Annotated in this window: 11 protein-coding genes; 1 reads left to right on the top strand and 10 read right to left on the bottom strand. The window is 37.0% G+C overall.

The genetic code is table 11. The features are described 5' to 3' along the window. Positions 1-18 precede the first annotated feature (18 nt). Positions 19-495 (top strand): TspO/MBR family protein, encoded by a 477-nt coding sequence (locus OZP13_RS14160; protein ID WP_269240781.1) that lies wholly within the window; start codon positions 19-21, stop codon positions 493-495. A gap of 171 nt (positions 496-666) precedes the next feature. Here OZP13_RS14160 and OZP13_RS14155 read toward each other — a convergent pair whose 3' ends face one another. From OZP13_RS14155 to OZP13_RS14110, 10 genes are all read right to left on the bottom strand, one after another. Then, a complete protein-coding gene (locus OZP13_RS14155) occupies positions 667-2,307 on the bottom strand; it encodes a BACON domain-containing protein (protein ID WP_281297570.1) in 1,641 nt (546 codons plus the stop codon). A 47-nt stretch (positions 2,308-2,354) separates the two neighbouring features. Next, positions 2,355-3,434: a hypothetical protein gene (locus OZP13_RS14150; protein WP_281297569.1), complete on the bottom strand. Its 1,080-nt coding sequence runs from the start codon at positions 3,432-3,434 to the stop codon at positions 2,355-2,357. Between the two features lie 77 nt (positions 3,435-3,511). Next, on the bottom strand, positions 3,512-4,720 hold the full coding sequence (locus OZP13_RS14145) for a BaiN/RdsA family NAD(P)/FAD-dependent oxidoreductase (protein ID WP_281297568.1): 1,209 nt from the start codon (positions 4,718-4,720) through the stop codon (positions 3,512-3,514). Next, a complete protein-coding gene (locus OZP13_RS14140) occupies positions 4,717-5,403 on the bottom strand; it encodes a glycerophosphodiester phosphodiesterase (protein WP_269240776.1) in 687 nt (228 codons plus the stop codon). Before OZP13_RS14140 ends, OZP13_RS14145 begins: the two co-directional genes overlap by 4 nt. Positions 5,404-5,510: 107 nt before the next feature. Then, positions 5,511-7,157, bottom strand: a complete 1,647-nt coding sequence (locus tag OZP13_RS14135) for an alpha-amylase family glycosyl hydrolase (protein WP_281297567.1) — start codon at positions 7,155-7,157, stop codon at positions 5,511-5,513. 85 nt (positions 7,158-7,242) lie between these two features. Further along, positions 7,243-9,609: a glycoside hydrolase family 31 protein gene (locus OZP13_RS14130; RefSeq protein WP_281297566.1), complete on the bottom strand. Its 2,367-nt coding sequence runs from the start codon at positions 9,607-9,609 to the stop codon at positions 7,243-7,245. Positions 9,610-9,669: 60 nt separating this feature from the next. Further along, positions 9,670-11,502: a glycoside hydrolase family 13 protein gene (locus tag OZP13_RS14125; protein WP_281297565.1), complete on the bottom strand. Its 1,833-nt coding sequence runs from the start codon at positions 11,500-11,502 to the stop codon at positions 9,670-9,672. 105 nt (positions 11,503-11,607) lie between these two features. Then, a complete protein-coding gene (locus OZP13_RS14120; RefSeq protein WP_281297564.1) occupies positions 11,608-13,914 on the bottom strand; it encodes a glycoside hydrolase family 65 protein in 2,307 nt (768 codons plus the stop codon). A 61-nt stretch (positions 13,915-13,975) separates the two neighbouring features. Beyond that, positions 13,976-14,629, bottom strand: a complete 654-nt coding sequence (gene pgmB / locus OZP13_RS14115) for a beta-phosphoglucomutase (RefSeq protein ID WP_269240774.1) — start codon at positions 14,627-14,629, stop codon at positions 13,976-13,978. 19 nt (positions 14,630-14,648) lie between these two features. Continuing rightward, a complete protein-coding gene (locus OZP13_RS14110) occupies positions 14,649-15,980 on the bottom strand; it encodes an MFS transporter (RefSeq protein WP_281297563.1) in 1,332 nt (443 codons plus the stop codon). Positions 15,981-16,023: the final 43 nt, after the last annotated feature.

Below are 16,023 nucleotides of genomic sequence, written 5' to 3'. Positions count from 1 at the left end.
TTTGAAAAAAAATAAAAGATGAACAAAATTTCCAGAATTCTAGTTGTAGTGGTTACCTGTTTGGTGGTTGGGTATTTCTCCGGAATGGTCACTCGTTCGGCAATAACGACTTGGTATCCGACCTTGGTAAAGCCTAGTTTTAATCCGCCTAATTGGATTTTTGCACCCGTTTGGAGTGCGCTTTATATAATGATGGGAGTTGCCGCAGGATTGGTTTGGAATCGAATGGAGCAAGAAAAAGAACTGGTCAAAAATGCCTTAATTTTCTTTGCCGTTCAATTAGGATTAAATGCCTTGTGGTCGTTTTTGTTTTTTGGATTGAAAAACCCAATGTTGGCGGGTTTGGAAATAATTATACTCTGGTTGATGATTTATGAAACTTATTTGAAGTTTTCTAAAATCAATAAAATAGCGGGTTATTTGTTTATTCCGTATTTGCTTTGGGTAAGTTTTGCAACGGTTTTGAATGCCAGCATTTGGTGGTTGAATAAGTAGTTTTAAAAAACCCAGTCAGGGTTTTAAATCCTGACTGGGTTAATTGTTAAAAATTACTCGCCAAAACAAACCTGTTGTCCAAGTTTTTTTGAAAGTTAAATTCTTTGTTGCATTTTAGCTAAATCTGTCCATTTTATTTCTTCGTGAATTTTAACTAATTTTCATAATCAATTAATCAACGGCAATTTTTTGTATAGCCCATTCATTCACCAAACCAGATCCCTTTGCTTTTGTCAAGACAAGTATGCTATTTCCAGTCGAATTACTAAAAACAAAATATGGCTCTGCATCGTAATAGGTGAATCCGCCTGTGGTGTTTGGAACTTGATATTTTTCTAATTCCAATTTATTAATAAAACTTAGGTTTGTAGAATTATAGGTATAAATATATGACGATCTTGTTACGGTCCAAATATCTCCGGTATTTAAGATTACAAATAAGTTGTTCTTAACCGCTGAATGATCAAGCCATTCTATTCTTAAATTTGAATCGGTATTTATAGTGCCATTATAAATCATGTCTGTAGTCTTGATTTCTGATGTTTTCAAGACCGTTTTCCCTCTTGTAAAAATTCTGTTACCATCTTCTGTAAACCATAAATTTCCTGTCATTGGATAATCACCATGATATGGAGAATCATAAAGCATATTTGCTACTCCATTTTGAATGTCATATTTTTCAATATCAGAAGGAGACAATCCATTATCTGCTCCATAAATAAATTTTCCTGACGGATGCAATCTCCCTTTTGTTCCAGCGTATATGGAACTTCCTGTACTATTTGATTCGTTGTCGGTTGATAAATTCATATTAATACATCTTATAGTAGTCCATTGATTTTCTTTTGGAAAAACATAAGCCCATTTATTGTTTCCCAATACGATATCAAGAGCGTAGCAGGAGGCACCATATGTTTTTATGATTGATTTCGTTTTTAAATTCACGTAAGTGATGTGTCCATCATGTCCAACTACAGCAGTTTCTCCATCTTGTGAAATAGAAATACAAGTTGGCGTGTACAATAAAGGTATATTTTCAATACTTGAAGTGCTGGGGTTAAAAATGGTTACTTTTGAAGGATTGGCCGAGACGAAAACAAGTTGGTTTTTGACTTTCGAATACTCCGCATCCATTACATCTCCACTTACCGCTAATTTTTGCTCTTTAAAATTGTCAACATTGACAGCTATTGTTTCTGATTTATTATTGATGTTTAAGTTCAAACTAAAATTGGATATTCCATTTGGCAAACCATCTCTATTGATCGTTACGATTATTTCCTTCTGGCCTCCAATTGCAACATCTCCTGTGTTTGATGAAAGGGTTATTTTGGTATTTGTATTTTCAATGTTATATGAAAATGGAATGTTACCATCATTTTTAATTGTAAATTTTATGCTGTTTTCGAGAATAGAGAAATTCAATATTTTTGGAAAAGAGTAAAGTAAATTATCGCCAACAACTCCCTTTAGTAAAACGCTCTTATTTCCTAATGTTGTCGTGAATTGTAATTTCCCTTCATAAATCCCAGGTTTTAAGTTCGTGAAATTTGAGGAAATTTTAATTTCACTGATACTATTATTCAAGTCAAGATTTCCAGATTCATGGTCAATTGTTACCCAACTAGGTTTGGAAGTGATTTGGTAATCACAGTCTGTTTTAGGTTTAGTGGTTAGGAACAAGGATTTTGTTTCACTAGCATTAAAAGTCAATACGTCATCTGAAAATACTAATTCTGATTCATTATTAGTGTCTGGTGTACAGCTAAAAAAAGCAGTTAATAATATTCCGAGGTAAATAATTTTTTTCATTTTATTTTTTTGGTTAAAAAGGTTTTGTCTTATTGGCTTGAAAAATTTCAATTAATGGCTATTTTTTGAATTGCCCATTGATTAATTAGGTCTGGACTCACCGCTTTTGTTATAGTGTACAAACAATTTCCTAATGAATTGCTGAATACAAAATTAGGCTCGGATGCATAATTAGTTCCTCCGCCTTTATTATCCGATATAAATGTTTTTTCTAATTCTAATTTATCCATAAACACTAAATTCGAAGCATTGTATATAAAAATATGAGGGAAGATTTTTTGATACGAATAGTCTCCTTCAGATGCAATTACATAGAAACTGTTTTTTGTAGTCGAAAAATCAAACCATTTAATAAAAAAATTTGTATTTGGGTCAATTGTACCGTTATATGACATATCCAGACTATTGATATCAGATGTTTTTAAAACTAATTTTTTTTCAGTGAAAACCCTTCGGCCATCTTCGGAAAACCAAATGTTCGGACTATTTGAATAAATTCCTTGAAAACTAGACTGAAACTTGTCATTAATATCGCCGTTTTGAATATGAAATTTTTCAATTGTAGATTGAGACGAACCATTTGCAGTATAAATATAGTTTCCGGATGGATGTAATCTTCCTATAGTACCCTGATATATTTGATTGTAAATGGATCTTTTCGCCTCATTATCATAAGACAAATTCATGTTTACACTTCTGATGTAGGTCCATTGACCTTCTTTTGGAAAAACGTAAGCCCATTTATTGTTGCCAATGACAATATCTAGGGCGACACAAGAAATACTGTAAGAATTTAGTATTGTTTTTGTTGTTAAATTCAAATAAGTAATATATCCGTCATGACCTACAACAGCGGTTTCTCCATCTTGAGCAACAGAGACACAGGTAGGAGGATAGTTTAAAGGGATACTTTCTGTTTTTTCAGAATTGGTATTAAAGACATTTAGAGTTGAAGGGTTAGATGAAATATAAACCAGAGACTCTTTTATTTTAGAATACTCAGCATCGATTACATCTGTTTTTAATAATATAATATTTGGATTGGTTTTTATTATTGGGATGGCTGAGTCCTTTTCACAACTCATTATTATAAAAAATAAAATTACGAATCCAATAATGTTTTTCATTTTCAATTATTTGATAATTGTTTTAATTATATAAATACACAGACTTGTATATTGTAAGCAAATATACACAAAATAATTTATATAGCATTAGCTAAAATAAACCCACTCGTCCAAGCATTTTGGAAGTTAAATCCACCTGTAATAGCATCAATGTTAATTATTTCTCCAGCAAAATAAATGTTTTCGTGGAGTTTGCTTTCCATAGTCTTGAAGTTGATTTCTTTTAAATCAATTCCGCCGGCAGTCACGAATTCTTCCTTGAACGTACTTTTTCCATTGACTTGAAAACTCGAATTCGTCAATTGACTGACCAAGTTTTGCAATTGAATTTTGGATAAATCAGCCCATTTGGTTTCTTCAGTAATATTCGAAGCCAAAACCAAACTTTCCCATAATCGATTTGGAAAGTCGAAAGGAGATTTTTTGGAAACTGCTTTTTTGGCGTGTTTTTGTTTTAACTCTTTCAAGATTTTTTCGGTATCATCAGCATCAAGGTCATTTAGCCAATTGACGAAAATGGTAAATTGGTAATTTTTTTCGAATAAAATTCGGGCACCCCAAGCCGATAATTTCAAAATTGCTGGACCGCTCATTCCCCAATGTGTGATTAATAATGGTCCGGTTGAGGTTAATTTGGTGTCTTTTACTTTTACCGAAACGATTGCCGAAACTCCCGGCAATTCTTTTATTCTCGAATCTTTGATATTAAACGTAAACAAGGAAGGAACGGGATTCACGATGGCGTGACCAAAAGTCTGCAACATTTCCCAAATTTTCGGGTTGCTTCCCGTGGCGAGAATTAGTTTTTCGGTGATGTAATTTTCGCTTTGGGTTTCAATTTTCCAAAGATTATCTTTTTTGAAAATGGATTGTACGCTTTGTCCAGTCAAAACTGCAATTCCCAACTTTTGAGTAGCTTTTAGAAAACAATCAATGATGGTTTGCGACGAATTCGAAACGGGAAACATTCGGCCATCTTCTTCAGTTTTGAGTTCCACGCCGTGATTGCTGAACCATTCCACAGTGTCGCCAGAGCAAAATTGATGAAAAGGCCCGCGCAATTCTTTCTCGCCACGAGGATAAAATTTCACCAATTCGTTGGGTTCAAAACAGGCGTGGGTCACGTTACATCTTCCGCCGCCAGAAACGCGAACTTTTGATAATACTTCGCTTCCGCGTTCGAGAATCGCAACTTTTAGCTTCGGATTTTTCTCCACGATATTGATTGCCGTAAAAAATCCAGCAGCACCACCACCTACAATTATAATGTCAAAATTTGAGTTCATATTCTATCTGGAAAATCGGAAATGATTCCGTTTACGTTGAATGATTTTATTTTTTGAATGTCTTCTGACTCATTGACGGTCCAGGCGAATACTTGAAAACCTTCTTCCTGCATCTGCATCGTCATTTTTTCGGACAATAAATGATAATGAGCGTGAACAGAATTTGCGTTGATGAATTTGGCGAAAGCAAAAGCAAGTTCCAAATCATATTCTGTCAAAACGCCCAAAGGAATTTCAGGATTCAGCAAATGAATGTCCAACAACGAAATCCAATCGAAACTTGAAATCAAAAATTGGTCGTGTTTCCAGTTTTTATTTTCTACATACGATTCAATCAACTCGATAACTGGTTTTATCATTCCTTTTCCCTTGATTTCAATATTGACCAAACATTGTTGGTTTACCAAATCAAAAACTTCCTTCAGTGTTGGGATTTCATACTCATTTTCTATCCGCGACATCTTCAATTCGGGCAAAGATAGTTTATTTACAAAACCTTTTCCGTTGGTGGTTCTGTCAATTGTATCGTCGTGAATCACGATTATTTCCCCATCGGAACTCAAATGTACGTCCAGTTCGATGCCGTCAACTTTCAAATGAATGGCTTTTTGGAAAGAAATCAAAGTATTCTCGGGTTGATGCCCTTTTGCTCCGCGATGACCAATTTTGAGAATGGAATTCATTTACGTCAAATTTACCGTAAAGGTAATTAAGAAAAAACGCAAAGTTCCCAAAGCATTAAATTTACTTTGAGAACTTTGCGAATAATTTTTAAAATTTTGAGAATGAATTATTTTTCCAATAAAACAATATCAAATTCAGTGTCAATTAGAACTTTTCCATTCGAAACGACCGCATTTTTTCCGGAATAAACATCTTTCAATTTTGTTCCGTTTTCGAAAATAGTTCCAACAGAAATTTCTTTTTGTCCTTTTGGTAAATCCAATCCAACAACTACTTTATCTGTTAAATTATCTTTGGTAAAAGTTCGGCTGAAAACATAAGGACTTGCCGAAATTTCTTGGTGAATTCCAGCTCCAATCGCAGGATGATTTTTTCTAAAATTACCCAGTTTTTGCCAATGCAAAAGCACTTTTTGAGTTTCGGGATTGGTTTTTATTTCGTCCCAATTCATCATTGAACGCAAGGTTGCATCGCCTGTAGTTCCCGGAATATCCAGCGGACGTGCGCTTTCGTCACCATAATACACTTGCGAAATTCCCGGTGCAAGCAGCAATTTTGTGCCGCTTTCGAATGTTTTTTCGCGTTTCTTGTCATAGGGATAACTGTCATCGTGAGAAGAAACATAGTTCATCACCGTGTTTCCTTTTAAGTCATTTTGAAGAATCGAATTGTATTTGGAGAATAATTCTTCGTAATTCATTTTGGCTTCGTTTCTAAAATCAAAATTGATTAAACCGGTAAAGCCATTTTCAAAATAGTTGACTTTTTTATCTCCGAAATCAAATAATTTTTTCGCTCCAATGTTGTAACCATACACTTCGCCAACGGTAAAAAACGCATTGTTGTCCAATACCTTTTTTGGATTATTTTTTTTGAAATCGGCAAAAGCTCCATCGCAAACTTTCTTGAAATCTGCCCAAACATCTTCATAAGTATGCTTTGCAGTATCCACGCGGTAGCCATCAATTCCATAATCGGTGATGTAATCCGACAACCATTTCATAATGTAATATTTTGGTGCACGAGGATAACCTGTTTTGGCAAAAAAGGCATCCAATTCGGCTACTTCTTGTTCGTACCGGCCTTCTTTTTTCCATTTTTCTATCAAGAAAGGAGGCAGAGCTACAGTCTCGTTGCTTTCGGTTTTTACGTCTGGAAGATTTTCGACCAAGGTACAATTGATGTAAGTATCGTAGGATTTGTAGGTGCATTTTGGAGAGGTTCTCGCCCAATCATCTGGATAAGCAGGATCTTCGGCAGTAACAGGTCCAGTATGATTGATAACGGCATCCAAAAGAATTCGAATTCCTTTTGCGTGCGCTTTTTGAACCAATTCGGCCAAATCTTTTTTGGTTCCAAAACTCGGATCCAATGCCGACCAATCTCTTGCCCAATAACCGTGAAAACCATACGTATATCCAGTTCCTTCATCGACTCCATCGTGGATTTGTTCTACAACCGGCGTCATCCAAATGGCATTTATTCCCAGTTTTTCAAAATACCCTTCGTCCATTTTTTGAATAACGCCTCGAATATCGCCACCTTCAAAACCTCGTAATTTTGCCGTTGGTTTATTTCGGTTATAAGTCTGGTCGTTCGTTTTATCTCCGTTGTTGAATCGGTCGATTAAAAGAAAATACACATTGGCATTTTCCCAGACAAAAGGAGTTTTCGAGGCTGTTTTCGTTGTTTTGGTTGAGGAACAACTGGCGAAAACTAAAGCAAATGCAAATAGTAGAATTGATTTTTTCATTGGTCTTTTTTTGAACCATTAAGAAAATTAAGGCTCATTAAGCTGTTCTTAATTTTCTTAATTTCTTAATGGTTTAGTTTTTTTATTACAATTGAATTTTGATTTCAACTCCAGTTCCTTTTTTCCAAGAAACTGGAATTTCTATATTGTTTTTTACGGTTTTGAAAGCAATCGTTTTTCCATTTACGGTCACTGATTTTGCTTTTATATTGTGGACAATTAGCGAAACATTTTTATCGAATGACTGAAAGTTTTTTCCAATTTCCGAATTCAATTTTACAAAAACTGTTTTGCCATTGGTATTGCCATTGAAATTCAAAATTTCAAATGCGCCTTTTTCGAAAGCGTTTGCCGTTGCTCCATCGTCATTGTATATTTTTCCAGAACTTTGGGTTGTTTTTGCATCAAAATAATAATGCAAGTCGAAGTTTTCCAATGAATATTTTGATGTATTTTGAATGGTTTTTATCATTGGAATGAAAGCGCCACCACGCACAAAAACTGGAATGTGGTCTTCGGCAACTGCAATGGTTGAAGTCGTTCCTGCCAATTGTTTTTTATCGGAATAGAAATCAAACCAGTTGTTGTTTTTTGGAAAATAAACAGATGTTGCAGTTACGCCAGCTTTCGTGATTGGAGTAACCAAAAAATCATTCCCCCAAAGATAGGTTTCGCAAACGGTTAATAATTTGGTGTTGTTGGGTTCTTCAAAAAATAACGGGCGCATTAATGGCGTTCCTTTTTGATTGTTTTCGAAAGCCAAAGTATAGTTGTACGGCAAAAGTTGGTAACGCAATTCCACTAGTTTCTTGGCTTTTGCTTTCGTAATAATATCTTTTCGAGCCACTTCCGAAGCGACTTCTTCTTGTGCGTGCGGACGAAATATTGGTTGGAAAACGCCGTATTGCAGCCAACGAAGGTATAATTCATTGTCAAAATAATCGCCTGCAAAACCACCTAAATCGGAGTGCATATAACCCATTCCCTGCATTCCCATTTGCAGGGAAATCTCGGTTTGCGACTGTAGTCCACCCCAAGTTCGGCTCACGTCGCCAGACCAAGGCATCATCCCAAAACGTTGCGAACCTGAATAACCAGCGCGCATTAATATAAACGGACGTTGATTTGGGAAATCTTTTTTGTAACCGTCGGCAATCAATTTTGCCCAGTCGTGGCCGTAAATATTATGAACTTCATCGGCTTTTCCGCCGGCAGTTATGGCTTCGGACGGAAAAACTTCGGGTTCGCCCAAATCGCCCCAAAGTCCGCCAACGCCTTGATTAATTAATCGTTTGTAAACATTCCAAAACCAGTCTTTTCCTTCGGGTTTGAAAATGTCGATGATTCCGGTGTTTCCAAAGTAGAAATCATAGGTAAATGGATTTCCGACTTTGTCTGTCGCCACCACTTTTTTGTCCACGGCTTCTTGCCATTTTTTGGAAGTTGTCAAGACGAAAGGTTCGGTAATCAGTACGGTTTTTATGCCTTTAGCATTCAAATCGGCCATCATTTTTTCAGGATTCGGAAAGGTTTCTTTTTCCCAGTCCAAGTTGCCCATATTACCTTTCATGTCTTTGCCAAACCAGTACAAATCCAGAATTATGGCATCGACAGGAATGTTGTCGTCTTCAAATTTCTTGATGGTTTTCTCCACTTCTTCTTGCGAATGATATCCAAAACGACTGGAAAAATTTCCCAAAGTCCATCGAGCCGGTAAAGGTTGTTTTCCGGTTAAATCGGTATAATTTGAAATCAAATCCGTCCAAGAATCGCCTACAATTACTTGGTATGTTTTTCGACCAGAGATGGTTTCATATGCCAAAGTATTGTCTTTTTTGCTGTCTAAATCCAAGTAGCCAATGGCGGGATTGTCAAAATGAACGGCATACATTTTTGATGACAACACCATTGGAATACAGAAATTCATTAAATCGGCGTGGGTTTCGTAACCGTAACTGGCGCGATTGTACAATTGCAAACGATTCCCGCGACGGTTCATTCCCAAAACTCTTGCGCCACCTCCATAAAGCATTTCGGTCTTGTCGAGATTGAAATCCAGAACTTCTGCATTTTCTTTTTTGGAGTAACCGTTTTTTTCCGAAAGGATTAAATTATTTTTTCTGTCGAAATATTTAATTTGGAAAGGACTATGAACAACTTCAATCGTGATATTCTTGGAGGAAATTTTTGAAGAATTATCGGAGAATTGACCGTCATAAAGAATTTCTTCGTCATTCAACACAACTGCTTGTGATTCTTGATTGTTGGTTTGTCCGTTTGGAGTAAATTGAACTTCGGCTATTTTGTCAGTCTTGAATTTTATAAAATAAATTCCATCGGAAGTCTTTATTTCCAAACCTTCTTTTTTCAAGTCTTGCGAAATATATTTCCTATTTGCGTTTTGGGCAAAGGAAAGCGAACTTATGAATAATAAGAAAAGTAGTTTTTTCATTGTTTATGTGTTTAAACCCGACAGGTTTCAAAACCTGTCGGGTTTGGTAGGTGTGATTTTTTATTTCAATTCCAATATCAAAACCGATTTTGGTTCCATCGTAATTTCTTTGGTCACGTCAATTATTTTATCCGTTATGACGTCTTTTCCGGTTTTGAAATTCCCGATATTTTCGGCAAAGCGGTCCGTCTTTAGTGTTTTGGTTTCGCTACTGTTGTTGAATACAACCATTACACTTTCAGTGGCATTATACCTGAAATAGACATAAGTATTGTCTTCGGGGATGTAATGCGTCATTTTTCCGAAATGAACCACTGATTTGGTTTTTCTCCAATTGAACAACTTGGAAGTGAAATCGAAATAATCGTTTTGCCCAGACGTTCTTCCTTCTTTGGTAAAAGCATTAATGGGATCGCCTTCCCAACCGCCGGGGAAATCTTGGCGAATAGCGGCATCGCCATCGTCTTTGTTGCCTGCCATTCCCACTTCGGAACCATAATACAATTGAGGAATTCCACGAACGGTGGCCAGCAAAGCCATCGCCATTTTGTATTTTCGAATGTCGTTGTTGTAGACGTGATTCACTCGATGGGTGTCGTGATTTTCGGCAAAAATCAATAAATTGTTAACGTCTGGATATAGAAAATCATTGGCAAAATTGTTGTAGATTCTTGCCATTCCGGTTTCCCAATTACCATCTTCGTTGAAAATAATCAAAAGAGCATCCGATAAAATAAAATCCATTACGCTCGGTAAATGGGAATTGAAATTTTGGATTTTTCCAATTGGGCTGTCTTTTTGCCAATACGAAAGTTGGGCTTGATCCCGCATCGAAATTTCGCCAACAATATTGAAATTTGGATATTCATTGGTGATGGCTTTGGTCCATTTTGCAATGGCTTCTGGATCGGCATAATTATAAGTGTCGACCCTGAAACCGTCCAAGTCTGCATATTCAATCCACCAAATGGCATTCTGTGTAAGATAGTTTAGCACCAAAGAATTCCTTTGATTCAAATCGGGCATCGAAGGGACGAACCATCCGTTAAAACAGATTTTAGTGTCGATTTTTGATGCATTAATATCGTGGACAAGGGTTCTTCTGTGATTGGTTTGGGTGTAATTTTCGAATTGGTTAATCCAGTCTTTGGTAGGTAAATCCTTGATCATCCAATGCTGTAATCCCCAGTGATTGGTCACATAATCGAGTACCAATTTCATTTTTCGTTTATGAATTTCCGAAGACAATCTCACATAATCTTCATTGGTTCCGTAACGAGGGTCAATTTTATAAACGTCAGATTGGGCATAAGTGTGATAGGAATAAGCGGCATCATTGTCTTCGCAAAGTGGCGTGTTCCAAATGGTTGTTGCGCCCAATTCCTGGATGTAATCCAAATGATTGATGATGCCCAGAATATCGCCGCCGTGTCTTCCTCCAGGCAAATCACGGTTGTATTTTTCTTGGGTCAAATCACTGGAATCGTTGTCTTTTTTGCCATTCGAAAATCGATCCGGCATTATTAAATACATCATATCCGAGGCATCAAAACTTTTGCGTTGTGCCGAATTTTCTCTTCGTTTTTTCAAGGAATATTTTTGGGTGAAAACCACGGAATTATTGCCTTTGAAAGTGAAAACAAAATCGGATGCGGGACTATTTTTAGTGTTTATAGTGACGAAAACATAGTTTGGATTTTCAGTCCGTTGCACTTTAGTGATTTTAATCGAATTGGAAACTGTGACCTGGTATTTTGCCATGTTTTTGCCATAAAACATAATTTGTAATTCCGGGTTGTGCATTCCGGCATACCAAAAAGGAGGTTCTATTTTTTCGATTTGTGCAAACATAGTGGAAGTTGTGAAAATGAAGAGTAAAAATATCTTTTTCATTTGATAAACAATTAAATTTAGTTCAACATTTTATATAGAAGAGAAGGTATTTTAGTTGTTTAAGTTTCTCTTAAACAACTAAAATACCTTTATGGTTCAATGTTTTTAAACCGTTGTCAAGCTGTTTGGTTTAACCAAAGTAGGCTCGCCATTGACGAAAACAGTCAGATTTCTAGTGCCTTCGAGTTCAAACAGTGTTTCACTGTGGTTAATGGCAACCTTCAAAATCTGGTTTCGGAAATTAATTTTAAAGGAATAACCTGTCCATTCTTTCGGAATTTTTGGAGAAAAATGGAGCGTGTTATCTTTCACCCGCATTCCTCCAAAACCTTCCACGATACTCATCCAAGTTCCCGCCATCGAGGTGATGTGGCAACCTTCTTCCACTTCTTTATTGTAGTCGTCCAAGTCTAGTCTTGAAGTTCTTAAATAGAAAGTATAGGCCATATCCATTTTGTTCAATTTAGCTGCTTGAATCGAATGGACACAAGGCGAAAGAGAACTTTCGTGAACGGTAAATGCTTCGTAAAATTCGAAATTGCGTTTCAATTCTTCTGTCGAAAAATGGTCTTCAAAGAAGTAAAACCCTTGTAATACGTCGGCTTGTTTGATGTAAGGTGAACGCAAAATTCTGTCCCAAGACCATTTCTGGTTAATGGGTCTTTGGCTTTTGTCCAAATCTTTTACCAATACTAAATCTTTGTCCAAGAATCCGTCTTGTTGTAAATAAATACCCAACTCTTCCGATTTGGGGAAGTACATATTACTCGACACTTTTTTCCAATCTTGCAATTCAGCATCGGATAATTTTACTTTTTCGATAATTCGTTTGTGGTCTGATGGGTATTCCAAAAGCACTTTTTGAATTTGGTCATACGTATAATCAATACACCATTTGGCAATATAATTGGTGTAGAAATTATTATTTACGTTGTTTTCATATTCGTTTGGTCCGGTAACTCCCAGAATAACGAATTGGTTTTTGTCTTTCGAAAAATTGGCTCTTTGATGCCAAAAACGCGCAATTCCAATCAATACTTCCAATCCTTTTTCGGGAATATAACTGTAATCGCCAGTAAAACGGTAATAGTTAAAAATGGCAAAAGCAATCGCGCCATTTCTATGGATTTCCTCGTGGGTGATTTCCCATTCGTTGTGGCATTCTTCTCCGTTCATGGTTACCATTGGATACAAAGCAGCTCCATTTTTGAAACCCAGATTGATCTCGGCATTTTCGATGGCTTTGTCCAATTGATTGTAACGATACGTCAACAAATTTCGGGCAACTTGCTGGTCTTTGGTCGCCATGTAAAACGGTATGCAATAAGCTTCGGTGTCCCAATAAGTAGAACCGCCATATTTTTCGCCGGTGAAACCTTTTGGCCCAATATTCAAACGAGAATCTTTTCCAGAATAGGTTTGGTTCAGTTGAAAAATATTGAAACGGATTCCTTGTTGTGCTTTTACGTCGCCATCAATGGTGATATCCGACATTTCCCAAATTTTTGCCCAAGCGGTAATTTGCTCTTCCAACAATTTGTCATATCCTTTTGCCAAGGCTTCTTTTATGGTGTTTTCAGCTGCCGAAAGCGTGTTGGCGTGGTTTAAAGAAACGGTGTATCCACCAATTTTTTGGATGGATGAACTTTCTCCTTTTCCAATAATGACATCATAAGAAAATTGAATTTTGTCGACGCCAGTTTTGATGTTTGATGGCGAAATGTTGCCGTTTTTCCCATTGACCAAAATACTGTTTTGCATAAAAGTGGTCGCCTTGAAATTGGTTTTAAAAGTTTGTGCCGTTACAAAACCTTCGTTTCCAGTTCTTTTTATTTCCAGCGTTTCCCAGAATTTTTCTTCCCAGTTGGCGTCTTCATTGTGAATTCCAGCATCGATATAAGGCTTGTAAACTATTTTTGCATCCTTGTTCAAAGGCGTTATTTCATAGTTGATGACTCCCACTTCGTCCAAATTCATGCACAGAAAACGGCGAATGTTTACGGCAATTTCGGTTCCATTTTTCAAAGTCGCTTCGAATGAACGGTTGTACCAACCTTCTTTCATGTTCAATTCACGGCGAAAGTTTTTAACCGCCGTGCAAGTATTCAAATCCAGGTTTTCATCATTGATTTCGATGTCGATTCCAATCCAGTTTGGAGCGTTCAAGACTTTGGCGAAATATTTTGGATAACCGTTTTTCCACCAACCCACTTTAGTTTTATCAGGATAATAAATTCCTGCGATATAACTTCCTTGGAAGGTTTCTCCGGTGTAATTTTCTTCAAAATTAGCGCGTTGTCCCATCGCGCCATTGCCAATACTGAAAAGGCTTTCGGACGATTTTACGCTCTCTGCATCAAATCCTTCTTCAATGATGGACCAACTGTCTGCTTTTATATAATCTTGGTTCATTTCTTCTTTTTTTTAAAGTTTCAAGGTTTTAGTTAAAAAAACTTTAACCTTGAAACAAAATTTAATTTATCAAAGCGTCTATAAAGCTTTTATCCATTTGGGTAAAGTCTTTGAATAGATGCTTTGCTTCGTGCAAAGTTTTTGCATCTCCAATTCCCACGCTGGTCATTCCTCCAATGTTTGCTGCTTGGATTCCCGCCACCGAATCTTCGAAAACTATCGAATCTTCTGGTTTTATGTTTAATAATTTGGCGGCAAGCAAGAAAACCTCGGGGTCGGGTTTAGCGTTAGAAACATCATTTCCGTCCACAATCGCATCAAAATAGGGAAGTGTTCCCGTTTTTTCGAGAATAGGTCTGGCGTTTTTACTGGCCGAACCCAATGCGATTAATTGGTTTTGTTCTTTTAAATATTTCAGGATTGGCATCACTCCCGGCAGGATTTCGCTTTCGTCCATATCGACTAAATAGGACAAATAATCTTCGTTTTTTTGAACGAGCCATTTGTTTTTGTCTTCTTGTGAAGCTTCCACTTTTCCTAATCCCAAAATAATATCCAAAGAACGATCCCGACTCACGCCTTTCAACAATTCGTTGTGTTCGTGCGTAAATTCAATCCCCAATTGATTGGCAATTTTTAGCCAAGCCAAATAATGGTATTTTGCCGTATCGACGATGACACCGTCAAGGTCGAATATAAATGCTTTTGTATTCATTAATAATGATTGTAATAATTTATTTAACTGTCGAAATGTTTTCTCTGACAAAAAATACTGCCAGACCTGCAATCAACATAGAGACTCCCGCGATTACTATAATTGCCATTGGAAAACCTCCAAATAATGCAATAATAGTGCTGCCTAATAAACCCGCAGCGATTTGTGGAATGGTAATGGTTGCGTTGAATAATCCCATGTAAACACCCATTTTGTCGGCAGGCAAAGAGCCTGATAACATGGCGTAAGGCATTGCCAATATGGCTGCCCAAGCTAAACCTACTCCCGAAATGGATAATAGCAAGATGTTTTTGTCGTGCACAAAATACATCGAAGCCAAGCCAATTCCTCCCAATAAAAGCGAAAAACTATAGGTTTTTTTTCTGCCTATTGATTTTGCAATTGTTGGAATCAGCAAGGAAAATAATGCTGCAACAGCACTGTAAAAAGCAAATAATACGCCGGTCCAATCTCCGGCTTCGTTGAAACCTATTGATTTTGGGTCTAAAGCTTCTGCTCCCCAAACTTGATTGGCGATGGCTCTGGTGGTGTAAACCCACATTAGAAATAAAGCAAACCAAGAAAAGAATTGCACGATTCCCAATTGCCAAAAAATCTTCGGAGCATTTGCAATCAATTTGAAGATGCTTGTTTTTTCTGTCACGGTTTCGGCTTCCAAGTCGATGTCGTTGTATTGTGCGTGTTCTTTTGGAGCATATTCTTTGGTTCTAAAAACAGTCCAAAGAACGGTTGCCAATAAAATAGCGCCACCAATATAGAAAGACCATATTACGGATGCAGCCACTTTTTCGCCGGCGGCAGGAACATTTGCCACTCCGGCTTTGGCAAGAATCCAGGGCAACAAGGAACCGAAAACAGCTCCAAAATTGATTAAGGCACTTTGCAGCGAATAACCCAAATTTTTCTGTTCGTCGTTTACCATATCGCCAACAAGGGCTCTAAAGGGTTGCATTGTAACATTAAATGAAGTGTCCATTAAGAGGAGCATCACGGCACCAAAAATTAATGGTGGCAGCAAATAGGTAAAGTATTCTGCATTGGGCATAAAAAACATGGCCAAAGCCGAAACAATTGCGCCGAAAAATATAAATGGAATTCTGCGCCCTAGACGTGTCCAGGTTTTGTCGCTGGAAAGACCAATTATGGGTTGGACAATTAATCCCGCCAAAGGAGCTGCGAGCCAAAAATAGCCAATGCTGTGAACATCGGCACCTAAGGCTTCCAATATTCTACTAGTATTCCCGTTTTGTAGAGAATACCCAATCTGCACTCCCAGAAATCCAAAACTTAGATTCCAGATTTGCCAAAAACTTAATTCAGGTTTTTTCATTATCGTATATTAAATGAATGTACGATAAGCGCCTTGCTTATCA

It is taken from the genome of Flavobacterium limnophilum (assembly GCF_027111315.2).
Classification (GTDB): domain Bacteria; phylum Bacteroidota; class Bacteroidia; order Flavobacteriales; family Flavobacteriaceae; genus Flavobacterium; species Flavobacterium limnophilum.
This window is presented reverse-complemented; position numbering and strand designations above follow the sequence as displayed.